Origin of the sequence: Cribrihabitans neustonicus, from assembly GCF_048820895.1 — a bacterium.
Taxonomy (GTDB): Bacteria; Pseudomonadota; Alphaproteobacteria; order Rhodobacterales; family Rhodobacteraceae; genus Cribrihabitans_A; species Cribrihabitans_A neustonicus.
Window position 1 is genome coordinate 61,895 of record NZ_JBMERQ010000007.1, and the last position, 26,376, is coordinate 88,270.

Genomic DNA, 26,376 nt, shown 5'->3' on the forward strand with positions numbered 1-26,376 from the left:
CCGGAAGTGGAACACCCGGCGAAAATGACCCGGAGCTGGCAGCGTCCCCCCACTGACACAGGCGCCTGTCTTGATCCCTGCAAGCAAGACTACCCTGGCTCCGGGTTGTCCCCTTGCCGAAGCGGCGCCGCAGCCTCCGCCCCCCCGGAGCTGCGGCGCTTGCCTTTCCCGCCCCCCCTGAATCTGCTGGTCTTTCTTGCAGCCCATGTCCGGCTTCCGCATAGCCGCTTGGGAACGCTGCGGCGGTCCTGTCGGCCGCGCCGCATAGGCATCTGCCCCAGTGCATCTTCATGAGCCGCCTGCGCCCTCCGGCCGGGCCGCGCGCGGGAATCCGCGTACCGTCATGCGGCATACGGGCAGAGCCTTGCCGCAAACTGCCCGTCACGCTCTAGCGGCCTGTTCCCATTGCCAGATTGCGGTAGCCCCTTGCCCATCGCCGCATCGACGGCAACTTAACGGAGCAGGAACCCTTAATGTCTCAGGCAGACGCATTCGAGCGGCAGATGCTCGACCTCATCAACGAAGAGCGGACCACGCGCGGGCTGGACCCGCTGCAGCTGGAGCTGAGGCTCAACGATTCGGCCGAAGATCACAGCGAATGGATGCTGCAGCAGGACGTGTTCTCGCATACCGGCGCGGGAGGCTCGAGCGCGGGCGAGCGGATGGCCGACGCGGGCTTCCAGTTCTCCGGCGGCTACAGCTGGGCGGAAAATATCGCCTGGCAGAGCGAACGCGGCAGCAGCGGGCTGAGCGATGATGTCGCCGGCCTGCACGAATCGCTGATGAACAGCCCGGGACACCGCGCCAATATTCTCAGCCCCAGTGCCGAGGTCGTCGGTATCGGCGTCGAACAAGGCAGTTTCAACGGCTGGGACGCAGTGATGGTGACCCAGAACTTCGCCAGCACTGGCGCCCCAGTGCAGCTTGATACCGGCGGCAGCGGCAGTGGCGGCAACAGCAGCGGCAGTGCCGCGGCCCAGCCGACCAGCGGCAACGATGTGCTGGAGCTGGACACCGCCGGCAACCTGCGCGGCCTCAAGGGAAACGACCGGCTGACCGGCAGCGGGGCCGCCGACAGCCTCAGCGGCAACGGCGGGCGCGATACTCTGCGCGGCCGCGCGGGCGAGGATGAGCTGCAAGGCGGGCGCCACCGGGACGAGCTGTGGGGTGGCCGCGGCGATGACACGCTGGACGGCGGTAACGGCAACGACATGCTGACCGGAGGCGGCGGCGGCGACCTCTTCGTGTTCAGCAGCGGCGATGACACGGTCACAGACTTCAACCCCCGCACCGCAGGGGAGCAAATCGACCTTGCCGCGGCGGACGGCATCAGCGGCTTCGCCGACCTGGTGGCAAACCACAGCCGCCAGACCAGCGCCGGGCTGGAGATTTCGGACGTGAACGGCAATAGTCTGCTGCTGCCCGGCATCGCTGCCACGGATTTGCAGGCTAACGACTTCCTGTTCTGAGGCGGCAATACCCCGCCCGACATCACAGAAAAGGGCGCGCCAGGTGCGGCGCGCCCTTCGCAATTCAAATTGCGTTCACGAAAAGTTTGAACGCCGCCCAGACCCGGCCCGGGCGGGGCGATCCATCGGGGCGTGGCTGACGATCTGTCCTCGCAGCGGCAATCAGCCTTGCCGGTCAAGCGCCTAGCCTGAAGAAAACTGCGGCCGGGGCTCACACCTGCGGTGCGCGGTGGCAGGGTGGCGGTCCCGCGTCAGTAGATCTTCGGCACGTAGAGTTCGTCCGGCAGCACCTGGCGCTCATAGTCCGGGTTGTACTCCCGGTCAGGCAGCGTGACCTTCTCGCCCGGCACCTCCTCGTAGGGGATCTTGGTCAGCAGGTGCTCGATACAGTTCAGCCGCTCGCGCTTCTTGTCGTTGCCCTCGACGATGTACCAAGGCGCCTCTGGGATGTTGGTGCGGCGGAACATCGCCTCCTTCGCCTTCGTGTACTGCTCCCAGCGGATCCGGCTTTCCAGATCCATCGCGCTCAGCTTCCACTGTTTCATCGGATCGTGAATGCGCATCATGAACCGCAGCTGCTGCTCCTCGTCGGAGATCGAGAACCAGTATTTCAGCAGGATGATGCCCGAGCGCACCAGCATCCGCTCGAATTCGGGAACGTCCTGGAAGAACTGCTCGACCTGGTCCTCGGTGGCAAAGCCCATCACCCGTTCGACGCCCGCACGGTTGTACCAGGAGCGGTCGAAGAGAACGATTTCGCCGCCTGCGGGCAGGTGCGGAACATAGCGCTGGAAATACCACTGGCTTTGTTCGCGCCGGTTCGGGGCGGGCAGCGCCACCACCCTGGCCACCCGCGGGTCCAGCCGCTGGGTGATGCGCTTGATCACCCCGCCCTTGCCCGCGGCATCGCGGCCCTCGAACAGGATACAGACCTTGGCGCCGGTGTGCTGCACCCAGTCCTGCACCTTGATGAGCTCGGCCTGGAGCCGCAGCAGATTGCGGAAATAGACTTCGCGGTCGAGCATCTCGGGGTGCTGGGCGCGGTAGATCTTGCGGATCTCCTGGCTCAGCATCGGCTCAGCAAACTCGATCTCGATGTCCTCGTCCAGCGTGTCCTGCAGCTCCGCTTCCAGCCAGTCCAGGGATGCGGTTTCGGTTTCGCGGGTCACGGGGAGGCTCCTTGTTGTCGTCGCTATGTCATTGTGGCCGGGTCTCAGGCTCGCTGCCCTGCGGCGGGCGGCTTGCGGAGGGCTTGGCGCGACAGGCGGGAAGCCCCGTTCGCGCGTCCCCGCCTTATGACAGCGGCGTGTAATACTATTGTGCCAGCCTGTGCCGCGGGGGCGCAAATCTGAGCGGCACCGGAAGGCGGCGCAGGTCCATATCGCGCCTGTCCGGGCGCGGCAGGCTCACCCTAGGCAAGCGGAAATCCGGGCCGCTTTCAAGCGCAAAAGGCGGCTGAGCGGGGGAAACCGCCGCCGCACTGGCTGGCTGTGCGAAGAAGCTGGTGATGCACGAAGCGGCCCGAAGGACAGTCCGGGGGCTACTCAGACCGGCAGCGCTGTGGTCTTGAAGACCGTGCGCAGGGCAAAGCTCGACTGCATCTGCGCCACTCCCGGCAGCCGCGCCAGATGCTGGCGGTGGATGCGGGCGAAGTCCTCGGTGTTTTCGGCGACCACCTTCAGGATGTAGTCCGCCGTGCCCGCCATCAGGTGGCACTCCAGCACATCCGGGATCAGCGCCACCGCGCGTTCAAACGCATCGAGCAGCTCGTCGGCCTGGCCTTGCAGGGTAATCTCGACGAAGATGGTCGCAGGAACGTTCATCTTGCGGGCGTCGAGAAGGGCTACGTAGTTGCGGATATAGCCATCCGCCTCCAGCCGCTGCACCCGGCGGTGGCAAGCCGATGCCGACAGATTTACCCGCTCCGAAAGGTCGGCGTTGGAGATGCGGCCTTGCTTCTGCAACACCGAGAGTATGCGACGATCCGTTTCATCTAAAGCCATTTCGCGAAGATCCTTGCTGCGTTCGGGTGGTATAGTCGAAGATCCTTCGAATGGCATGTTTTATTTCCGCCGTTAAAAGCAGCACATTTTGTCGCACCTGGGGCATTATCAGAACAGAGCATATGGAGGAGAGATTCCATGAAAATCGGATGCCCCACCGAGATCAAGCCGCAGGAATTCCGCGTCGGCATGACCCCCGATGCCGCCCGCGAGGCGGTGGCCCACGGCCATGAGGTCGTCATTCAGAAAGGCGCCGGGGCCGGCGCCGGCTTCACCGACGAAGATTACGCTGCCGCCGGTGCGGTGATCCTGGACACAGCCGAGGAGATCTTTGCCGGCGCCGACATGATCGTGAAGGTGAAGGAACCGCAGGCGGTGGAGCGCCAGATGCTGCGCGAGGGGCAGCTGTTGTTCACCTATCTGCATCTGGCGCCGGACCCGGAGCAGACTAAGGATCTGCTGGAATCGGGCTGCACCGCCATTGCCTATGAGACTGTCACTGACGACCGCGGCGGGCTGCCGCTGCTCGCACCGATGTCGGAAGTGGCAGGCCGTCTGGCACCGCAGGTCGGCGCCTGGACGCTGCAGAAGGCGAACGGCGGCCGCGGCGTGCTGATGGGCGGCGTGCCCGGCGTGGCGCCAGCCAGGGTAGTGGTCATCGGCGGCGGCGTCGTCGGCACCCACGCGGCCAAGATCGCTGCGGGCATGGGTGCGGATGTGACTGTGCTGGACCGCTCGCTGAACCGGCTGAAGTACCTCGACGACGTCTTCGGCGGCACCTTCAAGAACCAGTACTCCACCGCAGGCGCCACCGCCGAGCTGGTGCGCGAGGCCGACATGGTGATCGGCGCGGTGCTGATCCCCGGCGCCGCCGCGCCCAAGCTGATCTCGCGCGAGCAGCTGTCGGAAATGAAGCCCGGCGCGGCACTGGTCGACGTGGCGATCGACCAAGGGGGCTGCTTCGAGACCTCCAAGGCGACCACCCATGCCGAGCCGATCTACGAAGTCGACGGCATCATGCACTACTGCGTCGCAAACATGCCCGGCGCGGTCGCCCGCACCTCGACCCAGGCTCTGGGCAACGCCACCCTGCCGTTCCTGCTGAACCTGGCGGACAAGGGCTGGCGCAAGGCTTGCGAGGACGACCCGCACCTGCTGAACGGGCTCAACGTGCATGCCGGGCAGCTGACCTACTACGCGGTGGGCAAGGCGCTGGGGATCGACGTGCTTTCGCCCAGCCTGGCGCTGAAGCACTAACGGCCACCCTTGCCGGCAGCAACGAGCCTGACCGGAACCCAGCTAAAGCCCCGCTTAATTGGCGGGGCTTTTCTTTTGACACGCCTGCCGTCTGTCGTGCCCCGGCCGCTGCGTTTCATAATGCCGTTCACCGTGCAGAGACAATTGGCAACGATTGTTTTCGCACAACCCACTTTCTGTTAATGAAAATTTTGTCAAAAATATAGGCGCTGCCGCGATCTCGTGCGTGACGTCCGGCACGCTGCTGATCTGTGGCTTGTCTGGAACACTTCGGCCGGCATGGCAAAGCTGCATCTCCTGCGCCGGTCAAGAGTGGAAAGCATAGCTGATGCCTGTAAGTTCGAAAGTTTTTACCTATGAAGCGGAAGGGCTGTCCTACACCGTTACTGTTTACGAAGAAGCCGGCCAATTCTTTGCCGATATAGCTGTCACTGAAGGCGCCATGGATGTGAATGCCATCTATCTCGGTGACGACGACTTTTCCGGTCCCAGTGAATCCCTCCGCGGACCGCTCAACATGAACGGCGCCAGGCTTGGTGGCGAAGATGTGCAATGGGATTCGGCGGTGGAGCTCAGCCGTCCCGGCCTCGGCCGGGAAGGCGCTGATAAGGAGACCTATGTGGAAACCGGCGATACACTGACGGTTTCGCTGGATATCGGCAGCCTGGATGTGGTCGATGTCTTTGGCATCCGCGCCACTTCGACGACCACCGATGCAGGCTCGATCAAGGCGGTCAGCAGCAACCCGGAGGAGCCCGAGGACCCGGAAGAGCCGGAAGAGCCGCAAGACCCCACCTACGAAAAGGTTTTCTTCGGAGAGGTTTTTTCTGAAACCGGCGATCCCCTGGGCGGGGCCTTCATCCTTGATGAGGAGCCCGATCCCAACCCCTACAGCATTCCTGCGCTGCCGGAAGGCACCGAACCGACCTTCGAGAATTTCCTCTCGTACTATCTGTCGGACGAAGTCGGCGGCGATGTGGAAGCGCTGGAAGGCATCGTCTTTTATGGCTCCGCGGCTGACGGCACTCTCGAAGAGCAGTTCCGCATCAGCGCTCCGGAGGGCGGTTTCCAGGATGCGGAAGAGCTTCTGGCTGCATATGACACTGCCGTCTCAGGCGGCAGTGATGCAGACGCCTATGCCGCAGAGGATCTGATGGCCGCGCTCAGCCTGGGCGAAGACGCGCTGGAGGCCCCCAATGACGACGAGGCGCTGGACGCCGAAGAGTTCGATCTGGCCTGACTTCCGGCAGCACGCCCGGATCGCGCCCGCCCGCAGGACGTGCTCCGCGGCTTTGCAACCGGGCCCCTCCGCCCTAGGCTGCAACGCAGAGCGCGGCCAGTAACGCCGCAAAGCGAGGGACCCGGAATATGCTGAACGAATTCAAAGCTTTTATCGCCAAGGGCAACGTAATCGACATGGCGGTCGGCATCATCATCGGCGCCGCCTTCACCGCCATTGTGCAGTCGCTGGTGCACGACGTGATGAACCCGGTGATCGGCCTGTTCACCGGCGGCGTCGATTTCACTGACCATTTCCTGGTGCTTGGGCGCAGCGAAGGCAGCTTTGACACCCTTGAAGCCGCGCGCGAGGCGGGCGTGCCGGTCTTTGCCTACGGCGCCTTCCTGATGGCGGTGATCAATTTCCTGATCATCGCCTGGGTCGTCTTCCTGCTGGTACGCACGGTCAACAAGATCCGCGACTCGGTTGTGCGCAAGGAAGAGCACGCCCCGGCCGAGAAAGCCCCGGCTGGGCCGACCGAACTGGACGTGCTGCTGGAAATCCGTGATTCTCTGAAAAAATGAGCCTTGCTGCGCCGGGGACTTACCGCCGCACCCCGCCCGGCATTTGAGAGCAGGGGACCGCTGCTGCGCGATCCCCTCCCCCCGCACAGCAGACAACCCTGAATGGCGGCGAAGGCCACGCCCGCCCGCAGGCAGGCGCGGCCGCGGCTCAGCCGGGCAGCTTGCCGGTCAGAACGTAGGAGAGGATCTCCACCACCTGGCGAGGCTCCTCCGCTACCGCCAGCGCCGCGGCATGCACTTCCTTCAGCGCGTGCTGGTGCTCGGGCGGGTTCAGCACGATGATCGACTTGCCGAGCGCCGCCGCATAGCCCGCGTCGAAAGCCGCGTTCCACTGCTTGTATTTCTCGCCGAAGCGCACCACCACGACATCGGCCTCCTCGATGCCCTTGCGGGTGCGGATCGCGTTCACCATCGCGCCCTTGTGGTCGTGCCAGTACTTGCTCTCCTCGGCGCCGAGAATGGCCACGCCGCAGTCGTCGCTGGCGTCATGGTCGGTGACCGGCGCGCTGAAATGCACCTCCAGCCCCTTGGCGCCGTCGATGATCTGCTCACGCCAATCGGTATGTATCTCTCCCGAGAGGTATACGTTCAATGCCACGGTCTGTCCTTTCCTGAGCCAGCGCCGGGCGCTGCGGCCAATGCGGCCGCGACCTCCGCGTCGCTGGTTTGATCGAAATTCCTGTAATGCGCGCCCACCGCCCAGAACCGGGACGGGCTGAGCAGGCAGACCACAGTATCTACCAGCGGGCGCAATTCGTCCACCGCGTCGGGCGCGGCGACGGGGACCGCCAGGATAACCTTGCCCGGGCGGCGAGACTTCAGCCAATGCAGGGCGGCGAAGACGGTAGCGCCGGTGGCGATGCCGTCATCCACTACCACCACGGTGCGGCCCTGCAGCAACTGGTGCGGGCGGCCGGCAAGGTAGCGGCGGCGCCGGTCGGCGTTCTCCTGCCTGGCCTGGGCTACCTGGGGCGCGAAATCGGCGGGTGTCAGCCCCGCGGCCTTCAAGAGCGCGCCGTTGAACAGCGCATCGCCCCCTTCAGCCAGCGCGCCAGCCGCGAGTTCCTGGTTCGAGGGCATGCCGATCTTGCGCACCAGGATCAGGTCGAGCGGTGCGTTCAACGCTTCGGCGATAGGCAGCGCCACCGGCACCCCGCCGCGGGGCAGCGCCAGCACCACCGGGTTTTCCATCGGCATCGACATGAGCCGGTCTGCCAGCTGCCGGCCTGCGGTGCTGCGGTCGTCGAACATGGGAGCCTCCGTTCCACGACCTAGCGCGCCAGGGCTGCATGCAAAGGGGCCCCTTGCAGACCCGGCGCCGGAACACCGGAACCGGCCTCTCAGCCAAGGCGTGCGACGAGGTAGCGGCCGGGGGTAGCAGCGGGGTAATTCCCGGTCTCGATAATGCGGAACCCCGCGCGATGCACCGCGTCTTCCAGCGCGCGGACAGTAAGGAAGTCCACATGGCTGGGGGCCTGTCCGGCCAGCCGCATCAGCGGGATCGCCACTTGGAACAGAATATATTTGAAGGTCCCCTTGGCCTCCCCCAGGCAGGGTGTCTTGGAAATGAACAACCCGCCCGGCTTGAGCCGCGCGGCGATGCCGGCCAGCGCCGCGTCGAGGTCCGGCAGCAGGTGCAGAAGGTTGAAGGCCATCACCGTGTCAAAGGGCCCCTCCGGCACCATCTCCACCGGGCAGCATTTGAGGCGGATGTTCTGCACTCCCGCCGCCGCCACACGCTCGCGCGCGACCTCGAGCATGCCTTCCGACAGATCCGTCGCGGTGATCTGCGCCACCCCCGGCGCAAGCGCGATCGCGGTAGAGCCTGTCCCGCAGCCGAGCTCCAGCACCTCTGCATCCTCTTGCAGGTAAGAGCGCGTGCGCTCGAGCGAGTATTCGTAGGCGTCCTGGTCCCCGATTGGACGTTTGGCGTATTTCGGGGCAATCCGGTTCCAGAAGCGGGCATCGGCGGTCATGGCATCTCTCCTTGCGTGCAGACAGCGTAGCCATGCAGGAACCACGTGGGAATTGCCGAATTCTGGAAGGGTGATATACATTTTTGCATGGATAACCCGGACTGGAACCACATCCGTGCCTTTCTTGCCACCGCCGAGGCCGGATCCTTCTCGGCTGCGGCGCGCCAGTTGCGGCTGACCCAGCCGACGCTTTCCCGGCAGGTGGCGGCGCTGGAGGCGGAACTGGGCGTATTGCTGTTCGAACGGCTCGGCCGCAGCCTGGCGCTCACCGACGCGGGGCGGGAGCTGCTTGCGCATTCCCGCCGCATGGGTGACGCCGCCAGCGAGCTGGCGCTGACCGCGACAGGCCAGTCCCGCACCATTGAGGGAACGGTTCGTATCACCGCGAGCGACGTGATGTCGGCCTATGTGCTGCCGCCGGTCCTTCAGCAGCTGCGCGCCCGGGCGCCGCGGCTCACCATTGACGTGGTGGCGGCCAATGATATCCGGGACCTGATGCGGCGCGAGGCCGATATCGCGATCCGCCACGTCCGGCCTGAGCAGCCCGGGCTGATCGCCCGGCTGGTACAGGAGGCGAGCGCGCATTTCTACGCAGCCAGCAGCTACCTGGACCTGCGCGGCCGTCCAGAAACGGTGGCGGATCTAAGCAGCCATGACTTCGTGAGCTTTGGCGATGCTGGCCGGTCGATCGAATTCTTCGCGCCAATCGGTATCCGTGTCACCGAAGCGAACTTCCGCGTCGGCTCCCAAAGCGGGCTGGTCGCCTGGGAACTGGTTAAGCGCGGCTTCGGCATCTCTCCGATGGCGGATAGCGTTGCCGGCGCCACGCCAGGGATCGAGCGGGTCCTGCCCGGGATGGAACCGGTTCTGTTCCCGGTCTGGCTCACCACCCACCGCGAGCTGCACACCAGCCGCAGGATCAGGCTGGTATACGATTTGCTGGCGGAGTTCTTTGCGGGACAGTGACATGGAAAAAGCAGCGCACCGGCGGGTGCGCTGCCCAAGGTCATCTGAAAACTAGTGCCAGGACTTTTCGGCAAAGTCCCGGCCCCGGCGTTACCCCCGCAAGGTGCCGCCGGTCGCCTTGGTCACCTTGGCGATGATCTTCTCGCTCACCGCCTCGATGTCCTTCTCCTTCAGCGTCTTGTCCGCCGGCTGCAGCCGCACGGTGATCGCCAGCGACTTCTTGCCCTCGCCCAGGGAGCCGCCGATGAACTCGTCAAAAACGCGCACGTCCTCGATCAGCGCCTTGTCAGCACCGGCGGCGGCATTGACGAGGGTCAGCGCCTCGACTTCCTCATCCACCACGAAGGCAAAATCGCGTTCCACGGCCTGCAGGTCGCTCTGCTGCAGCGCAGGGCGTGTAGCGGAAGACTTGCGCGGCAGCGGGATTTCTTCCGGCCAGATGGTGAAGGCCACAGCCGCGCCCTTGATGCCCATCTCGCGCAGCACCTTGGGGTGCAGCTCGCCAAAGACGCCAAGCGTCTTCTTGGGGCCGAGGCAGATGCGGCCGTGCCGGCCCGGGTGCCACCAGGAGGCACCGCCGCGCAGGATCTGCAGCTTGGCAGGGGCGCCGATGGCAGCGAGCACCGCCTCGATATCCGCCTTGGCGTCATAGAGATCCACCGCGCGCGAGGCGCCGTGCACATCCTTCGGCCCGGTGCGGCCCACCAGGAGCCCTGCAATCTGGCCCGTCTGCTCGCCCGGCTCGCCGCCGTGGAACACCGGCCCTGCCTCGTACAGCGCGAGGTCCATGAAGCCGCGCGCCTGGTTGCGGGCGGCCGCCTGCAACAGGCCCGGCAGCAGGTCGGGGCGCATGTGCGACATTTCCGAGGAGATCGGGTTGGCCAGCATCGTCGCATCATCGCCGCCGCCGAACAGCGCCGCCGAGGGCTTGTCGATGAAGGTGTAGCTCACGATCTCGTTGTAGCCAAGGCTCGCACAGGTGCGCCGCGCCAACTGCTGGCGGCGCTGCTGCGGGGTCATCACCGGTTTGGGGATGCCAGGCGTCAGCCGCCGCAGCGGCTTGCCCACAAGCTTGGTGAGCGAGGCTATGCGGGCCACTTCTTCGACCAGATCGGCCTCGCCCTGCACGTCCGGACGCCAGCTCGGCACATGCGCGAGATTGCCCTCCAGCTGGAAGCCCAGCCGGGTCAGGGTCTGGCGCTGGTCGCTTTCCGGGATCTCCATGCCGACCAGAGACTGTACCCGGGCCGGGTCCAGCTTGTAGGCGCGGGAGTGATCCGGCACGTCGCCCGCGATCACCACTTCCGACGGCTCGCCGCCGCAGAGCTCGAGGATCATCTGCGTGGCGCGGTGCAGGCCCTCGATGGTGTATTCCGGATCGACGCCGCGCTCGAAACGGTAGCGCGCGTCTGAGTTGATCTTCAGCGCGCGCCCCGTGGTGGCGATCTGCACGTGGTCCCAGAAGGCGCTTTCCAGGAACACGTCCACGGTCTCTTCGGTGCAGCCGGTCGCCGCACCGCCCATGATGCCCGCGATGCTTTCCGGGCCGTTTTCGTCGGAGATCACCATCTGGCCCGCGCCGAGGGTGTATTCCTTCTCGTCGAGCGCCTTCAGCACCTCGCCGCCCGCCGCGCGGTGGACGCGCAGACTGCCTTCCACCTTGGCGGCGTCGAAGACGTGCAGCGGGCGGTTCTGGTCGAAGGTGAAGAAGTTAGTGATGTCCACCAGCGCGGAGATCGGGCGCAGCCCGATCGCGGTGAGCCGGTCCTGCAGCCACTGCGGCGAGGGTCCGTTCTTCACGCCGCGGATCAGCCGGCCGGAGAACAGCGGGCAGCCGTCCAGCGTGTCTTCGTCGATGGAGACCTTGATCGGGCTTTCGAAGCTGCCCTGCACCACCTCATGCGGCTGTGTTTTCAGCGTGCCGAGGCCGCGCGCCGCGAGGTCGCGGGCGATGCCATGCACGCCGAGCGCATCGGGGCGGTTCGGGGTGATCGCGATCTCGATCACCGGGTCGACCTTGGCCGGGTCGTTTTCCGCCAGCCAGTCGATGAACCTTTCGCCGACCTCGCCCGAAGGCAGCTCGATGATGCCGTCATGCTCCTCGCTCAGCTCCAGCTCGCGTTCGGAGGCCATCATGCCGAAGCTTTCGATGCCGCGGATCTTGCCGACGCCGATGGTGATGTCGAGGCCGGGGATGTACATGCCCGGCTTGCAGACCACCACGGTGATGCCCTCGCGCGCGTTGGGGGCGCCGCAGATGATCTGCATCTCGCCCTCGTCGGTGTCGACCTTGCAGACGCGCAGCTTGTCGGCGTCGGGGTGCTTCTCGGCGTGTTTCACGTAGCCGAGGGTGAAGTCCTTCAGCCGCTCGGCCGGGTTGGTGACGCCTTCCACCTCCAGCCCGAGGTCGGTCAGCGCCTCGGTGATCTCGGCGACGGAGGCGTCGGTGTCGAGGTGGTCTTTCAGCCAGGACAGCGTGAATTTCATCGGTCGGGGGCCCCTTGGCAGATGTGCGTGATTGCCAGAGGCAATGGCAAAGAATGCGGCAGGGTGCAAGGGTGCGGGCGTGTTGGGGGCGAGGATCGCGGGGAGTGAGGTGGAAATGCCCGGGATGGGCAGCGGCAACGGATGAGCCGCGCGCTCGCCTGACCGCGGGGAGGCGAACCAACAGTCGTGTTTGGCAGTTTATGCCGGCCCAGTCCGAAGAAGGCCGATGTCTGCGCTGGCGGCACCAAATCGCCTGCCCGTGCAGGCGGTCAGGCGATCGCGCGGCGGCCTCTCGGCCTTGATTCCGCGCTTGCGGAGAGCAACACGGGCAAAGCCAATCTATTGGAAGTAAACGTATCTATCTATCACTGAGCATCGCGCCGGACCCGAGGGTCGGCGCAATCGCGCCCGCGCCGTGCTGAAAGCACGCCTTCGGCGTGGCGGGCCGGGTCGAGCGCGACGCGGGGCTGCGCCCCGCGACAGTCTGACTAGCGTTTGAAGCTCTTGAGCTTCGCCTTGGTACCCCAAAAAAGGTTGCGCTTTTTCTGTTCCGAATTCTTCCGTTTGGCCCATCCCCGCATTGCAAAGAGGAGAAAGATCTGCAGCGGCAGCATGATCGCGTAGCCGTAGAGCTGCGCGGCCCAGCCGGGAGCGTTTTCTGCGACCACAACCCAACAGACGAGCCCCGCGAGGAACAGGCCAAAGATCTGCCAGAGTTTCAGCCTGCTTGAACGGTCCTGAAACCACTCGATGCAGGCAGAAACATATAGGCCGAAGACCTGCACTTACCTGCTGAGCCCGCCATGCAGAGCCGGCACGTCGAGGCTCTGGAAGCCGTAGTGGCGCAGCCAGCGCAGGTCGCTGTCGAAGAAGGCGCGCAGGTCCGGGATGCCGTATTTCAGCATCGCCAGACGGTCGATGCCGATGCCGAAGGCGAAGCCCTGGTAGACCTCCGGGTCGATGCCGCCCGCGGCGATCACCTTGGGGTGCACCATGCCGGAGCCGAGGATCTCCATCCAGTCGTCGCCTTCGCCGATCTTCAGCGTGCCGCCCTCCCAGGAGCAGCGGATGTCGACCTCGGCGGAAGGTTCCGTGAAGGGGAAATGCGAGGCGCGGAAGCGCAGCTCTACGTCATCCACTTCGAAGAAGGACTTCACGAACTCCTCCAGCACCCACTTGAGGTTCGCCATCGAGATGTCCTTGTCGAGCGCCAGGCCCTCGACCTGGTGGAACATCGGCGTGTGGGTCTGGTCGTAGTCGGCGCGGTAGACGCCGCCCGGGCAGATGATGCGCAGGGGCGCGCCCATCTTCTCCATCGCGCGGATCTGCACCGGCGAGGTGTGGGTGCGCAGCACATGCGGCGGGCGGTCGTCGCCCTCGGCACGGTGCATGTAGAAGGTGTCCATCTCGGCCCGCGCGGGGTGGTGGCCGGGGATGTTCAGCGCGTCGAAATTGTACCAGTCGGTGTCGATGCGCGGGCCTTCGGCAACCGAGAAGCCCAGTTCGGCAAAGATCGCGGTGATCTCTTCCTGGACCTGGGTGATCGGGTGCAGGCTGCCCTGGCGCCGCGGCCGTGTGGGCAAGGTCACGTCCAGCCACTCGCTGCGCAGGCGCTCGTCCAGCGCGGCATCGGCCAGCGCCATCTTCTTTGCCGCCAGGGCCGAGTTGATCTCATCCTTCAGCGCGTTCAGCGCGGGGCCCGCGGTCTGGCGCTCCTCGGGCGTCATCTTGCCCAGCTCGCGCATCTTCAGCGCCACTTCGCCCTTCTTGCCGACGGCCGCGACGCGGATCGCCTCCAGCGCGGCCTCGTCGCCGGCATCCGCAATCTGACCCAGATATTTTGCCTTAAGATCGTCCATCACGGCCCCTCGAATTCTGCTTGTGCCCTGCTACCACAGAGAGGGCTGAAAGCAAGGCCCGCGGCGCTGCAAGCCGCGCGGCTGTGGCTTTTGCGGGGCGCAGAGCGGCGCTGATTGCAAGGCCCAGATGTGCTATTCTGCCCCCATCCCGCAACGGCAGAACCCGGAGGTCCGCCATGGCTCATGTGGATTGGTACGTCGAGGCGCGCAGCTTTGGCAATTGCAACTGCAACTACGGCTGCCCCTGCCAGTTCGAGGACCTGCCCACCCACGGGCATTGCACCGGGTTCGAGGTGATCCACGTCGACAAGGGGCATTTCGGGGAGACTGACCTGACTGGCACCCGTGCTGCCCTGCTCTATGCCTGGCCCGGCCCGATCTTTGAAGGCGGCGGCGCTTTGCAGGCGGTGATCGACGAGCGCGCGTCGGAGGCGCAGCGCGACGCGCTTGAAACCGTGCTGACGGGCGGCGAAACCGACGCGGAGGCCACCCATTGGTGGGTGTACCGCGCCATGTGCGACACCGTCCACGAGACGCTGGTGAGGCGGATCGATTACGAGGCGGACATCGAAAAGCGCACAGCAAAAGTTGAGATCGCGGGCGTTCTCTCCGCCTCGGGCCGCCCGATCCGGGCCCCGCATGGCGGCGGCGAGCACCGGGTGCGCATCGACATTCCCGGCGGCATCGAATTCACCCTGGCAGAAGTCGGGAGCGGCTCGTCGAAGTCCACCGGCGCGATCAAACTGGACCTTGAGGATACCTACGGCCAATGGGCGGTGATCCGGCACGGCCCGCACGGGATTGCCGCCTGACCTGGCTCAGCTCAGCAGCATCCACGCGCCCATGCCCGCCATCATCAGGTTCTCTGTAAGCGAGACGAACCCCAAGGGCACTTCGCTGCTGCCGCCCATGCAGGCGCATTTCAGTTCCCGCTTGTCGATGTAGACGGCCTTGAACACGGATACCGCGCCCACGGTGCCGATGATAAGCGCAAGCGGGGCGGCAAGCCAGATCATCACGCCAGCCAGCATCAGAAGGCCCGCCAGTCCCTCGGCAAAAGGGTAGGCATAGGCGTAGGGCACGTACCGGCGCGCCAGCAGGTCATAGTTGAGAAACATGCTGGAGAAGCTCTCCACGTCGCGCAGCTTTTGCAGCGCCAGCAGGCACATGGAAATGGCAACGAACCAGAACAGTGTCCGCCCGGCCCCGATCGCGCCGAAGGCGGCCCACTGGCCGGCCAAGGCAATGCCCAGCGCCATTGCAAACAGAGCAATCACCGGAACGTAGGTGGTTTCGCCCTCCTGACGCAGCGGGATACCGAAATGGGCCCGCAGGTCGTCATACCCGCCGATCCGCTCGCCGCCGATATAGGTCTGCGGCGTGGTGCTGACGCCTGCCTCTTCCCGGAAACGGTCGACCTCCTCCCGGGTCGTGAGGCGGTGATCCTCGACCTCATGCCCTTTCCAGCGCAGCAAGGCTTTGGACTTGAGCCCGTAGGGGCAGAGATGGCCCGGCATGTCCATACGATAGAGTTCGGCTGTTCCGGCGTCCGAAGCGGTCCGGCCCGGTTGATGTGGGGTTCTCGTGGTGGTGTCGGATGTCATCGCGCCCTCCCGATCATTTCCGGATATAGGAAGAAACGCCTCTCCCCTGCGGGAAGGTTCCCGGCGGGGCCGATACGAAAAAAGCCGCCCTGACGGGCGGCTTTCCTAAACCTTGCGAGCGGACGGGCCTTAAGCGGCCAGCGCGTCCTGAGCCTGGCGCACGATGGCACCAAAGGCTTCGGGCTCGTGCACGGCCAGATCGGCCAGAACCTTGCGGTCCACTTCGATGCCGGCCAGGGTCAGGCCGTTGATGAAGCGGGAATAGGTCAGCGCCTCGTCGTGGCTGCGGACAGCGGCGTTGATCCGCTGAATCCACAGCGCGCGGAAGTTGCGCTTGCGGTTCTTGCGGTCGCGGGTTGCGTACTGGTTCGCCTTGTCGACGGCCTGACGGGCAACCTTGAAGGTATTCTTGCGGCGGCCGTAGTAACCTTTGGCTGCCTTGATGACCTTCTTGTGACGGGCGTGAGTCGTGGTACCACCTTTAACGCGGGACATATCTCAGATCTCCTCTTAGCGGTCGTAGGGCATGAAGCCCTTGACGATCTTTGCGTCGGGGGCCGACAGGACCGTGGTGCCACGGGCGTCACGGATGAATTTCTTGGTGCGCTTGATCATGCCGTGGCGCTTGCCGGCCTGACCGCCGATGACCTTGCCGGTCGCGGTGACCTTGAAGCGCTTCTTGGCGCTCGATTTCGTCTTCATTTTGGGCATTTCCGTCTCCTTTTCAGGTCGGGTTAAACGCGACTCGGCATGCCACTGGAGCCGGACGCGCAAAGGAAGCCGCTCTATAGGAGGGGCCGGAGCGGATGGCAAGCCTTTTTCGGAGCCTGCCGCCGCTGCCCCGCCAGCCGGTTCAGATCACTCCGGGTCGGTGCTGTAGATCAGCCGCTCGTCGCAAGGCGCGACGCGCAGGATGTTGGTAGAGCCCGGCACGTTGAAGGGCACCCCCGCGGTGACGACGATCTGGTCTGTTCCGTCAGCAAAGCCGCCAGCCCGGGCGGCGCGCGCCGCCGCGACCACAGCCCCCTTAAAGCGGCTCAGCTCCGGCGTCATCACGCAGTGGCAGCCCCAGCTGAGGCACAGCCGCCGCGCGGTGGCCTGCACCGAGGTCATCGCGATGATCGGCACGCCGGGCCGCTCGCGCGCGGTCAGAAGCGCGGTGGTGCCGGACTGGGTAAAGCAGCAAATCGCCTTGATCTCGGTCTTCTCGGCGATCTCGCGGGCCGCGGCGACGATGGCGTCGGCCACCGTCGTGCCCTTGGCCGAGCGCGAGGCATTGATGATCTGGGTATAGGTCGGATCGGCCTCCACCTCGGCAGCGACCTTGTCCATGGTCCGCACCGCCTGCACCGGGTACTGGCCGGCCGCAGATTCGGCGCTCAGCATGATGGCGTCGGAACCCTCGTAGATGGCGGTGGCCACGTCCGAAACCTCGGCCCGGGTCGGCATCGGGCTTTCAATCATGCTCTCCAGCATCTGGGTGGCCACGATCACCGGCTTGGCCGCCGCCCGGCACTTGCGCACCAGCCGCTTCTGGATCGGCGGCACCGCAGCCACGGGCAGTTCCACCCCCAGATCGCCGCGCGCCACCATAATGCCGTCGGAGGCGTCGAGGATGGCTTCGAAATCCTCCACCGCCTGCGGCTTTTCGATCTTCGACAGCACCGCGGCGCGGCCATCGGCGAGCGCGCGCGCCTCGTAGACGTCCTTGGCGCGCTGCACGAACGACAGCGCCAGCCAATCGACGCCGAGGTCACAGACAAATTCCAGGTCGGCCCGGTCCTTCTCCGACAGCGCCGCCAGCGGCAGCACGACGTCGGGCACGTTCACCCCCTTGCGGTTGGAGATGGTGCCGCCGGTTTCCACCGTGCAATCGGCGAAGTCGGGGCCGCAGTCATCCACTGCCAGGCGGATCTTGCCATCGTTGACCAAAAGGTGCGCACCGGGCTCCAGCGCCTGGAAGATTTCCGGATGCGGCAGGCAGACACGGTTTGAATCACCCTCGGCCGTATCGAGATCGAGCCGGAATTTCGCACCTTCGGCCAGTTCCTCGGCCCCGCGGGCGAAAACCCCGACCCTGAGCTTCGGGCCCTGGAGGTCGGCAAGGATGGCGATCGGGCTGCCGACATCGGCCTCCACCTGGCGGATGATCTTGTGCTTCTCGGCAATTTCCGGGTGGCTGCCATGCGACATGTTGAGCCGGAACACATCGGCACCGGCCTCGTGCAGGGCGCGGATGGTGTCATAGGTCTCCGAGGCAGGCCCCAAAGTGGCGACGATTTTCACATTCCGCGAACGTTTCATGGCTTTCCTAACCTCCGGCCCCTGTAATGTTACCGCAAACGGCGTTGTGCCGCTTATCCCCCAATTCCCATTCTGCTGCAACTCCCCCAAAGTGCCGCAGGGACAGATTAGCACCCAAAGACCACATGTCCGCCTGTCTCCGCCTCCCGCGCGGAGAACGGATACGGGCGTTGCGGGCCGAACGGGCCGTGCCCATATATTACGATGACTATACCCAAAAAGGAGCGCCCATGACTCAGGATACGCTCTCCGCCTTCTTTGGCTGGCTGACCATGTTTCATCTTGGCCTGTTCACCCTCGCCGCACTTGCGCTGATGGTGATGCGCGATTGGATTGCCAGGCTGCACGCCCGGCTGTTCGGTCTTGCGCCCGCCGACGTCAGCCTGACTGCCTACCGCTGGCTGGGAGGTTACAAGATCCTGATCCTTGTCACCGCGCTCGGCCCCTGGGTGGCGCTGCAGCTGATCTGACCCTATTGCCCGCGGCCGGCCCCGCTGCTACGCCTGAACGCGAATGCGCCGACATCAAGGAGGCCTCCTATGGATCCGCAGACCGAAATCGAACTTCAAGCCGCAGCCTTCCGCCGCTTGCAGAAGCATCTGATGGAAGACCGCACCGATGTGCAGAACATCGACCTGATGAATCTGGCCGGCTTCTGCCGAAATTGCCTAAGCCGCTGGTATCAGGAGGCCGCCAACCAGAAGGGCATCGAGATGGGCAAGGAGGAAGCCCGCGAGATCTTCTATGGGATGACCATGGACGAGTGGAAAGCCAGGTACCAGACCGAGGCGGGCGCGGGCAAACAGGCGGCTTTCGAGACCGCGTTCAAGGAAAACGTGACGGACAAGCGTTAGGTCCGCGCCCATTCAAGGGAGGGGCCCTGCCCCTCCTGGCCTGGCGGCCAATTCATCTCCGGGTATTTCGCGGTCAGAAAGTTAAGCCCGCCGCCGCAGCGGACGGTTGATCGCGGTCATGTGCGCAGGCTCCTGCCTTTGGTAGGCTTGCCTCCGGAAGGAGGCCCCCGATGCGTGCGATGCTGCTGGAGAAGCCTGGCAAGCCGCTGGTTCTGCGTGACATACCGGTTCCGAAGCCCGGCCCTGGCCAGATCCTGATCCGGGTTGAGGCCTGCGGGGTGTGCCGCACCGATCTTCATGTCGCCGACGGTGAACTGCCCCGCCCCAAGCTGCCGCTGGTGCCAGGGCATGAAATCGTCGGCCGGGTGGCCGCGCTGGGGCCTGGCCGGCAGGATTTCGTAATCGGCCAGCGGCTCGGAGTGCCTTGGCTCGGCCATGCCTGTGGCAGCTGCCCCTATTGCCGCATGCAGCGGGAGAACCTTTGCGATGCCCCGCTATTCACCGGCTACACCTTCGATGGAGGCTATGCCGAGTACTGCCTGGCGCATGCCGGCTTCGCCTTTCCGCTCTCCGAAACCACTGACGCGGCAGATCTGGCGCCGCTGCTATGCGCCGGGCTGATCGGCTACCGCTGCCTTGCCCGCGCTGGCCCGGCAGCGGCGCTAGGACTATACGGCTTTGGCGCCGCGGCGCATATCCTGTGCCAGATTGCCAAATGGCAAGGCCGCCGGGTCTTTGCCTTCACCCGCGAGGGCGACGCGGAGGCGCAGGCCTTTGCCCGCCGGCTGGGCGCCGATTGGGCGGGCGCATCCACAGACCCTGCGCCGGAGCCGCTTGACGCAGCCATTCTCCTTGCCCCTGCGGGAGAGCTGGTGCCCAAGGCGCTGAAGGATGTGCGCAAGGGCGGCCGCGTGGTCTGCGGCGGCATCCACATGAGCGACATCCCCGCCTTCCCCTACGCCGACCTGTGGCAGGAGCGCGAGGTCGTGTCGGTTGCGAACCTGACCCGCGCCGATGGCGCGGCCTTTTTCCCGCTGGCCCAGGCAGCGGGCGTCAGAGCAGAGACCGTGCCCTATCCGCTGGATGAGGCCAACCGGGCGCTCGCGGACCTGCGCGCGGGCAGTCTGCAAGGGGCTGCAGTGCTTCTGCCCTGACCTGCGGCCGCGAAAAAAGGGGCCATGCGGCCCCTTTCCCTTCGTATCCGCTGAGGCGTCAGATCGCCGTCTTGCGGCTTTCCTCAAGGTAGATCTCGCGCAGGCGCTTTGCGATCGGGCCCGGGGTGCCATCGCCGAGAGCCACGCCATCGATCTCCACCACCGGCATCACAAAGGCCGAGGCGGAGGTGGTGAAGGCCTCGTCCGCGCCCTGGGCCTCCTCGATGGTGAACAGGCGCTCTTCGATTTGCATCTGCGCCTCCTCGGCCAGGCGCAGCACCGCGGCGCGGGTGATGCCGTGCAGGATGTCGTTGCTCAGCGGCCGGGTCACGATGGTGCCACCCTTCACAAAATAAGCGTTGTTCGAAGTGCCTTCAGTGACATAGCCGTCCTCGACCAGCCAGGCATCATCAGCGCCAGCCTTCTTGGCCATCATCTTGCCCATCGAGGGGTAAAGCAGCTGCACTGTCTTGATGTCGCGGCGGCCCCAGCGGATGTCCTCGACCGAGATCACCTTGGCGCCCTTCTTTGCCGCCGCACTGTCGGCGAGGCCCGGCTTGTTCTGGGTGAACAGCACCAGCGAGGGCGGGGTGTCCTCAGACGGGAACACGAAATCACGGTCGCCGTCGGAGCCGCGGCTCACCTGCAGATAGACCAGCCCTTCCACGATACCGTTCATTTCCACCAGCTGGCGATGGATCTCCAGCAGCTCCTCCTTGGAGCAGGGGGAGGCCATGTCCAGCTCCTTCAGCGAGCGCTCCAGCCGGACGGCGTGGCCTTCGAAGTCGATCAGCTTGCCGTCCAGCACCGAGGTCACCTCGTAAACCGCGTCGGCAAACAGGAAGCCGCGGTCAAAGATCGAGATTTTGGCCTCGGTTTCCGGCAGGTATTCGCCGTTCACATATACGGTTCGGGTCATCTTGGTCTCCTCAACCCCAAAGCGCCGGTTCCGGCGGGTGCACGCCCTCGGCATCAAACAACAGTGGTTCGGCGCGGTCTTCGGCCAGCAGGAGCGGGCCGTCAAGATCCGTTACCGCCGCACCCTGCGCCACCAGAACCGCGGGCGCCATAGCAAGCGAGGAGCCGACCATGCAGCCGACCATTACATCGAAGCCGCGCGCCAGCGCTTCTTCGCGCAGTTTCAGCGCCTCGGTGAGGCCGCCGGTCTTGTCCAGCTTGATGTTGATGACGTCGTATTTTCCCTCGAGTGCTGCGAGGCTTGCACGGTCGTGGCAGCTTTCATCGGCGCACACCGGCACCGGGCGGTCCATGCCGATCAGGGCCTCGTCCTCGCCCGCGGGCAGGGGCTGCTCCACCAGGCCGACGCCGAGGCGCATCAGGTGCGGGGCGAGCTCGGCATAGACTTCGGCACTCCAGCCCTCGTTGGCGTCGACGATGATCTTCGCCTCCGGCGCGCCAGCGCGCACCGCTTCCAGCCGCGGCATGTCGTCGGGGGTGCCGAGCTTGATCTTCAGAAGCGGCCGGTGCGCGTTGGCGGCAGCCTGTTCGCGCATCTTCTCGGGTGTGTCGAGTGACAGCGTGTAGGCGGTGATCTCCGGCCCCGGCGCGGGCAGCCCTGCCAGTTCCCAGACTCGCTTGCCCGCCTGCTTTGCCTCCAGATCCCACAGCGCGCAATCGACCGCGTTGCGGGCAGCGCCCGGGGGCAGCAACGACTGCAGCTCTTCGCGGGTGAACTCGGCGGGCAGCCCCTCGATCTCGGCAGTCACGCTCTCCAGCGTCTCGCCGTAGCGCGCGTAAGGCACGCATTCGCCCCGACCGGTGACGCCGTCCTTTTCGACCTTGACGGTCAGCACTTTGGCTTCGGTGCGCGACCCGCGCGAGATGGTGAAGACCTGCGCCAGCTTGAATGTATCCGGGGTGACGGTGACTTTCATGACGCTGCCCTTCTCTCTTTCGTTCCACTGCGGCCCATGTGCCGCGCAGGCGCCGGCCGCAACCGGCCCCTGCTCTTTCATCTTGCCAAAAATACTCCCGCCGGAGGCTTCCCAGGCCGCACCTGAACGCCTCCGGCAGAAGCGGTTAGATCAGACCGCAGCGAGCGCGTCCACCAGACGGCCAGCACCGTGGCGGTACGGGTCGACGGCGGGGAGGCCCATGCGTTTCTCGACGCGCGCCAGATAGGTCACCGCCTCATCCTCGCTCAGGTGCTGGGTGTTGACCGAAATGCCCACCACCTTGCAGTCCGGATTGGCCCGCTGGGCCAGCGGCAGCGCCACGTCGCGCAGCTCCTCCAGCGAGGGCACGGCGTAATCCGGCAGACCGCGCATGTGCTCGCGGGTTGGCTCGTGGCAGAGGATCAGTGCATCCGGCTGGCCGCCATGCACCAGCGCGAGGGTGACGCCGGAATAGGAGATGTGGAACAGCGAGCCCTGGCCTTCGATCAGGTCCCAGTGGTCGTCGTCGTTGTCGGGCGTCAGGTATTCGATGGAGCCCGCCATGAAGTCGGCGATCACCGCGTCCAGCGGCACGCCTTCGCCGGTGATCAGGATGCCGGTCTGGCCGGTGGCGCGGAAGGTCGACTTCATGCCGCGCTTCTGCATCTCGGCATCCATAGCCAGGGCCGTATACATCTTGCCGACCGAGCAATCGGTGCCCACGGCGAGGCAACGCTTGCCGCGGCGCCTAACCCCGTTGGCGATCGGGTATTTCACCGCAGGCACCCGCACGTCATGCAGGGTGCGGCCATGCTCCTTGGCGGCGGATGCCAGGTCTTCCTCGTCGCGCAGCAGGTTGTGCAGGCCGGAGGCGAGGTCATAGCCCAGCGCCAGCGCCTCGAGCAGCACTTCTTTCCAGGCGGGCGAGATCACACCGCCGCGGTTGGCCACGCCGATCACCAGCGTCTTGGCGCCGGCTTCGCGGGCCTCGGCCAGGGTCATGTCGGCCAGCCCCAGATCAGCGCCGCAGCCCGGCAGGCGGAACTGGCCGACCGCGTGATCCGGACGCCAGTCGCGGATGCCGATGGCCACCTTGGCGGCGAGCATGTCGGGCGCATCGCCCAGGAACAGCAGATATGGGGTCTCGATCATGTGGGGCCCTCCTTCGAATTCAGACTTACGGCAGACTCTAGAGCGGCGCGCCCGGGAGCGTATCCCTATTCCTGCCGCGGGTGCGCCGCGCCATGCAAGATTTTGCCTCGCATCCGCCATTCTGCGGGAGGAACTCCGGCCGCAATCCGCCGGATGGCTGATCCTTGCGCCAAACGCGCCTCCCGCGCCGCATTCTGCACGCGCGATGCTGCAAGTGCACAAATCCCCTTGCGCGCCACCCCGCAATTTCCTACCACAATCACGAGACATTCCGCAATTTCATTACCCGGAGACCTGACCATGAGCTTCCGCCTCCAGCCCGCCGCCCCGGCCCGCCCCAACCGCTGCCAGCTGTTCGGCCCGGGTTCCAAGGTCAAACTGTTCGAGAAGATGGCGGCCTCGGCGGCCGATGTGATCAACCTCGACCTGGAGGATTCGGTGGCGCCCAGCGACAAGGACCAGGCCCGCGCCAACGTGATCGAGGCGATCGGCAGCGTTGATTGGGGCAGCAAGTACCTGTCCGTGCGCATCAACGGGCTCGACACACCCTACTGGTACCGCGACGTGGTGGATCTGTTGGAGCAGGCGGGCGAGCGGCTTGACCAGATCATGATCCCCAAGGTGGGCTGCGCCGAGGATGTCTACGCAGTAGACGCGCTGGTCACCGCGATTGAGCGCGCCAAGGGCCGCACCAAGCCAGTCTCCTTCGAGGTGATCATCGAATCGGCGGCGGGCATCGCGCATGCGGAGGCGATTGCGGCCTCCTCGCCCCGCCTGCAGGCGATGAGCCTGGGGGCTGCGGATTTTGCCGCCTCCATGGGGATGCAGACCACCGGCATCGGCGGCACCCAGGAGAACTACTACATGCTGCGAGAGGGTCAAAAGCACTGGTCAGACCCCTGGCACTGGGCCCAGGCCGCCATCGTCGCCGCCTGCCGCACCCACGGCATCCTGCCAGTGGACGGGCCGTTCGGCGACTTCTCCGACACCGACGGTTACATCGCCCAAGCCAGGCGCTCCGCAACACTGGGGATGGTCGGCAAATGGGCAATCCACCCGAGCCAGATCGAACTGGCCAACCAGGTCTTCACCCCCTCGGAAGAGGCGGTGCAGGAGGCCCGCGAGATCCTGGCGGCAATGGAAGAGGCCAAGGCTTCTGGCGCCGGCGCCACGGTCTACAAGGGCCGTCTTGTCGACATCGCCTCGATCAAGCAGGCTGAAGTGATTGTGGCGCAGGCCGAACTGATCGCGGACAGCTGACACCGGTTCGGGAGAGACTTTTTGAAGGGCGCCCGGCGGGGCGCCCTTTGTGTTTGGACGAAGCAATGCCGGATTTCCCCTGCTGCATAGGGCCGGGGTACATATGAGATCTCCCGCATGGGCGCGTTTATTGCCGCCAAAGGCGGCCCAGGACCGGGTATGGGCAGCCTAGGGAGGGTACCCAACACCTTCGCCGCGCTTGCCGCCGCTGCGGCGCAGTGAGTATTTGCAGAAAGATGAAAGGCAGTTGAACTTCATCTTTCCCTAAATACTCAATTCCAGTGGCCGCCGGGGGTCACGCCCGCAGATCCTTGGGCGAGCCCATCACCACATAAGTCGTGATTCCTGTCACATAAGGCGAGGTGCCGAGGATGTCGGTGTGGAACCGCTTGTAGCTGGGCAAGTCGGCGCATTCGACGCGCAGGAGGTATTCGATGGTGCCGGTGATGTTGTGGCACTCGACCACCTCCGGCGCCGCCTGCATGGCACGCTCGAACGCTTCCTGCGCTTCCTTGGTGTGCTCCCCCAGCCCCACTCCGATATAGGTGGCAAAGCCGACGCCCATCTTCTGCCGGTCCAGTACTGCACGGTAGCCGGTGATGACGCCGCTGCGCTCCAGCTCCTGCACCCGGCGCAGGCAAGCGGAGGGCGACAGGCCGACGCGTTCGGCCAGTTCCAGGTTGCTGAGCCGGCCATCGCGGCTGAGCTCTTGCAATATCTGCTGGTTTATCCGGTCATTTTTCGCCATCGATTGCAAAAATACGCCGGAAGCGCTGCAGAACGCAATTTCATTTGCCGGGGTTTGCGCAATTAATCTGCGCATGACCCACGAACTCCTCGCAGCCCTTGCGCTTTTCGCCTTCGTCTCCTCGATCACCCCGGGGCCGAACAACCTGATGCTGATGGCCTCCGGCGCCAACTTCGGCTTCCGCCGTACCATCCCCCATATGCTGGGGGTGGCGCTGGGGTTCGTGTTCATGGTGCTGCTGGTTGGCGCCGGGCTGGTGCAGGTGTTTGATGCCTTCCCGGTGAGCTACACGGTTCTCAAAGTGGTCTCGGTCACCTACCTGCTCTGGCTCGCGTGGAAAATCGCCCATGCCGCCCCGGCCGAAGCTAAGGGCGAGGCGGGCCGGCCGATGACCTTCCTGCAGGCCGCCGCTTTCCAGTGGGTGAACCCCAAGGCCTGGGCGATGGCGCTGACTGCGATCAGCGCCTACACGCCGGATCAGACGCTGGCTGCGATCCTCTTCGTGGGCGTGGTCTTCGGCGCGATCAACCTGCCTTCGGTCGGCTCCTGGACGGTACTGGGGCAGCAGATGGCGCGGTTCCTCACCAGCCCGCGGCGGCTCACGCTGTTCAACTGGACCATGGCGCTTTTGCTGGTGGCTTCGCTCTACCCGGTGATCTGGCCGCAGTGAGATAGAGCGCCCGCCCCAGTCAAGGACGGGCGCTGCGCGGATCACTTCAGGGGCAGGCAGATCTCCGTCACCAGCTCCCCCGGCGCGGTGTTGCGCGGATCGTTCAGATAGATCTCGAAACAGGGCGCATCGGCCGGCTCCTCCCCCGACTGCGGCAGCCAGTTGCCAAACAGGCTGTGATAGGCGGCAGCGAGGCCCGAATACGGCCCCTTGAAGGTGAGAACGGCGGTCTTGCCGCCCGCAAGCTGCATCTCCTCCAGCCCCTCCGGCAGATCGCCCCGGAACTCCGCCCCGGCAAAGCTGCGCAGATCGCTTGCGGGCAAATCGTCGGGGCTGTCGAAATAGACCCCGACCGTCGCGCCGGTGTGCGGCCAGAGGCTGCGGGTCTCGCAGATCGCGCCAAGCGCCTCGAAGCTGCGGCCGATCTCGTCGTAGGCGCCCTTGTGCGGCAAGCCCGCCAGGCGGCGGGACGGTTCTTCTCTCACTGTGACATCAAACATGGGATAGCTTCCTGTTTTGAAGGCGGGGCCGGGCAGTGCCAGGCGCCCCGCGCGGCGGAAGGCAGCGGGAGTGCTGCCATAGGATTCGCAGAAAGCCCGCGAGAAGCTACCGGGGTTGGGATAGCCTGCCCGCGCCGCCACCTCAGCCAGCGGCAGGCCGCCCTGCACCAGCCAGGTTGCGCCCCGGTGCAGCCGGATGCGGCGCACCGCCTGGGCGCAGGTCTCGCCTGTGAGGGCGCGGAACACCCGGTGCCAGTGAAAGCGCGACATCGCCGCGACCTCCGCCAGCGCATCCAGCGACAGGTCCCCGTCGGGGTGGTCGTGGATATGGGTCAGGACCCGCAGTATCCGGTCTTCGTAAGCGCCCGCCATGCCCGGCCTCCCCGCTATGCTCTCTGCCCCATCCTGATGCCAC

28 protein-coding genes are annotated in these 26,376 nt (G+C 65.4%); 11 read left to right on the forward strand and 17 right to left on the reverse strand.

The features are described 5' to 3' along the window. Positions 1-473: 473 nt before the first annotated feature. On the forward strand, positions 474-1,469 hold the full coding sequence (locus tag ACOHWE_RS14790; RefSeq protein ID WP_420667468.1) for a CAP domain-containing protein: 996 nt from the start codon (positions 474-476) through the stop codon (positions 1,467-1,469). A 251-nt stretch (positions 1,470-1,720) separates the two neighbouring features. Here ACOHWE_RS14790 and ppk2 read toward each other — a convergent pair whose 3' ends face one another. Together ppk2 and ACOHWE_RS14800 are read right to left on the reverse strand one after the other, a co-directional pair. Continuing rightward, positions 1,721-2,638: a polyphosphate kinase 2 gene (gene ppk2, locus ACOHWE_RS14795; RefSeq protein WP_420667469.1), complete on the reverse strand. Its 918-nt coding sequence runs from the start codon at positions 2,636-2,638 to the stop codon at positions 1,721-1,723. A 375-nt stretch (positions 2,639-3,013) separates the two neighbouring features. Next, positions 3,014-3,472, reverse strand: a complete 459-nt coding sequence (locus ACOHWE_RS14800; RefSeq protein WP_420667471.1) for an Lrp/AsnC family transcriptional regulator — start codon at positions 3,470-3,472, stop codon at positions 3,014-3,016. Between the two features lie 138 nt (positions 3,473-3,610). Between ACOHWE_RS14800 and ald the strand changes: the two genes are divergently transcribed. From ald to mscL, 3 genes are all read left to right on the forward strand, one after another. Continuing rightward, positions 3,611-4,729 carry an alanine dehydrogenase gene (gene ald / locus ACOHWE_RS14805; RefSeq protein WP_420667473.1) on the forward strand — a complete coding sequence of 373 codons (1,119 nt, stop codon included), beginning with the start codon at positions 3,611-3,613 and terminating at the stop codon, positions 4,727-4,729. 328 nt (positions 4,730-5,057) lie between these two features. Beyond that, entirely contained in the window at positions 5,058-5,969 is a 912-nt protein-coding gene (locus tag ACOHWE_RS14810; protein ID WP_420667474.1) for a hypothetical protein, read from the forward strand. Between the two features lie 128 nt (positions 5,970-6,097). After that, the gene (gene mscL, locus ACOHWE_RS14815) at positions 6,098-6,532 is read left to right on the forward strand and encodes a large conductance mechanosensitive channel protein MscL (protein WP_420667475.1); all 435 of its coding nucleotides are present in this window, start codon (positions 6,098-6,100) and stop codon (positions 6,530-6,532) included. A gap of 148 nt (positions 6,533-6,680) precedes the next feature. Here mscL and ACOHWE_RS14820 read toward each other — a convergent pair whose 3' ends face one another. The 3 genes from ACOHWE_RS14820 to ACOHWE_RS14830 all read right to left on the reverse strand — a co-directional run bounded on the left by ACOHWE_RS14820 (position 6,681) and on the right by ACOHWE_RS14830 (position 8,508). Then, a complete protein-coding gene (locus tag ACOHWE_RS14820; RefSeq protein ID WP_420667476.1) occupies positions 6,681-7,130 on the reverse strand; it encodes a YtoQ family protein in 450 nt (149 codons plus the stop codon). Next, a complete protein-coding gene (locus tag ACOHWE_RS14825; RefSeq protein WP_420667477.1) occupies positions 7,121-7,783 on the reverse strand; it encodes a phosphoribosyltransferase in 663 nt (220 codons plus the stop codon). Before ACOHWE_RS14825 ends, ACOHWE_RS14820 begins: the two co-directional genes overlap by 10 nt. A gap of 89 nt (positions 7,784-7,872) precedes the next feature. Then, positions 7,873-8,508 (reverse strand): class I SAM-dependent methyltransferase, encoded by a 636-nt coding sequence (locus tag ACOHWE_RS14830; protein WP_420667478.1) that lies wholly within the window; start codon positions 8,506-8,508, stop codon positions 7,873-7,875. Positions 8,509-8,595: 87 nt separating this feature from the next. On the opposite strand from ACOHWE_RS14830, the gene ACOHWE_RS14835 reads away from it, so the two are divergent. Further along, entirely contained in the window at positions 8,596-9,474 is an 879-nt protein-coding gene (locus ACOHWE_RS14835; RefSeq protein WP_420667479.1) for a LysR family transcriptional regulator, read from the forward strand. A gap of 90 nt (positions 9,475-9,564) precedes the next feature. Here ACOHWE_RS14835 and pheT read toward each other — a convergent pair whose 3' ends face one another. The 3 genes from pheT to pheS all read right to left on the reverse strand — a co-directional run bounded on the left by pheT (position 9,565) and on the right by pheS (position 13,820). Next, entirely contained in the window at positions 9,565-11,961 is a 2,397-nt protein-coding gene (gene pheT, locus ACOHWE_RS14840) for a phenylalanine--tRNA ligase subunit beta (protein WP_420667480.1), read from the reverse strand. A 488-nt stretch (positions 11,962-12,449) separates the two neighbouring features. Then, a complete protein-coding gene (locus tag ACOHWE_RS14845; protein ID WP_420667482.1) occupies positions 12,450-12,746 on the reverse strand; it encodes a hypothetical protein in 297 nt (98 codons plus the stop codon). Beyond that, the gene (gene pheS, locus ACOHWE_RS14850) at positions 12,747-13,820 is read right to left on the reverse strand and encodes a phenylalanine--tRNA ligase subunit alpha (RefSeq protein ID WP_420667484.1); all 1,074 of its coding nucleotides are present in this window, start codon (positions 13,818-13,820) and stop codon (positions 12,747-12,749) included. A gap of 176 nt (positions 13,821-13,996) precedes the next feature. Between pheS and ACOHWE_RS14855 the strand changes: the two genes are divergently transcribed. Continuing rightward, complete coding sequence (locus ACOHWE_RS14855) at positions 13,997-14,632, forward strand: DUF1326 domain-containing protein (protein WP_420667486.1); 636 nt, start codon at positions 13,997-13,999, stop codon at positions 14,630-14,632. Between the two features lie 6 nt (positions 14,633-14,638). Here ACOHWE_RS14855 and ACOHWE_RS14860 read toward each other — a convergent pair whose 3' ends face one another. From ACOHWE_RS14860 to pyk, 4 genes are all read right to left on the reverse strand, one after another. After that, complete coding sequence (locus ACOHWE_RS14860) at positions 14,639-15,337, reverse strand: MauE/DoxX family redox-associated membrane protein (RefSeq protein WP_420667487.1); 699 nt, start codon at positions 15,335-15,337, stop codon at positions 14,639-14,641. Positions 15,338-15,553: 216 nt separating this feature from the next. Continuing rightward, on the reverse strand, positions 15,554-15,919 hold the full coding sequence (rplT, locus tag ACOHWE_RS14865; protein ID WP_008557989.1) for a 50S ribosomal protein L20: 366 nt from the start codon (positions 15,917-15,919) through the stop codon (positions 15,554-15,556). A 15-nt stretch (positions 15,920-15,934) separates the two neighbouring features. Beyond that, entirely contained in the window at positions 15,935-16,135 is a 201-nt protein-coding gene (gene rpmI / locus ACOHWE_RS14870; protein ID WP_259958335.1) for a 50S ribosomal protein L35, read from the reverse strand. 147 nt (positions 16,136-16,282) lie between these two features. Continuing rightward, positions 16,283-17,728, reverse strand: coding sequence for a pyruvate kinase (pyk, locus tag ACOHWE_RS14875; RefSeq protein WP_420667488.1), 1,446 nt, complete (start codon positions 17,726-17,728; stop codon positions 16,283-16,285). A 230-nt stretch (positions 17,729-17,958) separates the two neighbouring features. Between pyk and ACOHWE_RS14880 the strand changes: the two genes are divergently transcribed. The 3 genes from ACOHWE_RS14880 to ACOHWE_RS14890 all read left to right on the forward strand — a co-directional run bounded on the left by ACOHWE_RS14880 (position 17,959) and on the right by ACOHWE_RS14890 (position 19,736). Beyond that, positions 17,959-18,198, forward strand: coding sequence for a DUF6868 family protein (locus tag ACOHWE_RS14880; RefSeq protein WP_420667489.1), 240 nt, complete (start codon positions 17,959-17,961; stop codon positions 18,196-18,198). Between the two features lie 69 nt (positions 18,199-18,267). Next, complete coding sequence (locus ACOHWE_RS14885; protein ID WP_420667491.1) at positions 18,268-18,582, forward strand: DUF1244 domain-containing protein; 315 nt, start codon at positions 18,268-18,270, stop codon at positions 18,580-18,582. A gap of 170 nt (positions 18,583-18,752) precedes the next feature. Then, positions 18,753-19,736, forward strand: a complete 984-nt coding sequence (locus ACOHWE_RS14890) for a zinc-dependent alcohol dehydrogenase family protein (protein WP_420667493.1) — start codon at positions 18,753-18,755, stop codon at positions 19,734-19,736. Between the two features lie 58 nt (positions 19,737-19,794). Here the strand turns inward: ACOHWE_RS14890 and ACOHWE_RS14895 are convergent, their stop codons facing one another. From ACOHWE_RS14895 to dgcN, 3 genes are all read right to left on the reverse strand, one after another. Next, a complete protein-coding gene (locus ACOHWE_RS14895; protein WP_420667494.1) occupies positions 19,795-20,655 on the reverse strand; it encodes a D-amino-acid transaminase in 861 nt (286 codons plus the stop codon). Between the two features lie 10 nt (positions 20,656-20,665). Further along, positions 20,666-21,631, reverse strand: a complete 966-nt coding sequence (gene dgcA, locus ACOHWE_RS14900) for an N-acetyl-D-Glu racemase DgcA (protein ID WP_420667496.1) — start codon at positions 21,629-21,631, stop codon at positions 20,666-20,668. A gap of 150 nt (positions 21,632-21,781) precedes the next feature. Continuing rightward, positions 21,782-22,783, reverse strand: a complete 1,002-nt coding sequence (gene dgcN, locus ACOHWE_RS14905; RefSeq protein ID WP_420667498.1) for an N-acetyltransferase DgcN — start codon at positions 22,781-22,783, stop codon at positions 21,782-21,784. A gap of 300 nt (positions 22,784-23,083) precedes the next feature. Between dgcN and ACOHWE_RS14910 the strand changes: the two genes are divergently transcribed. Next, positions 23,084-24,043 carry an L-malyl-CoA/beta-methylmalyl-CoA lyase gene (locus ACOHWE_RS14910; protein WP_420667500.1) on the forward strand — a complete coding sequence of 320 codons (960 nt, stop codon included), beginning with the start codon at positions 23,084-23,086 and terminating at the stop codon, positions 24,041-24,043. 295 nt (positions 24,044-24,338) lie between these two features. Here the strand turns inward: ACOHWE_RS14910 and ACOHWE_RS14915 are convergent, their stop codons facing one another. Beyond that, positions 24,339-24,791: an Lrp/AsnC family transcriptional regulator gene (locus ACOHWE_RS14915; RefSeq protein WP_420667501.1), complete on the reverse strand. Its 453-nt coding sequence runs from the start codon at positions 24,789-24,791 to the stop codon at positions 24,339-24,341. Between the two features lie 73 nt (positions 24,792-24,864). Between ACOHWE_RS14915 and ACOHWE_RS14920 the strand changes: the two genes are divergently transcribed. Then, positions 24,865-25,461: a LysE family translocator gene (locus tag ACOHWE_RS14920; RefSeq protein ID WP_420667502.1), complete on the forward strand. Its 597-nt coding sequence runs from the start codon at positions 24,865-24,867 to the stop codon at positions 25,459-25,461. A 41-nt stretch (positions 25,462-25,502) separates the two neighbouring features. Here ACOHWE_RS14920 and ACOHWE_RS14925 read toward each other — a convergent pair whose 3' ends face one another. Continuing rightward, positions 25,503-26,333 carry an AraC family transcriptional regulator gene (locus ACOHWE_RS14925; RefSeq protein WP_420667504.1) on the reverse strand — a complete coding sequence of 277 codons (831 nt, stop codon included), beginning with the start codon at positions 26,331-26,333 and terminating at the stop codon, positions 25,503-25,505. Between the last annotated feature and the right edge of the window lie 43 nt (positions 26,334-26,376).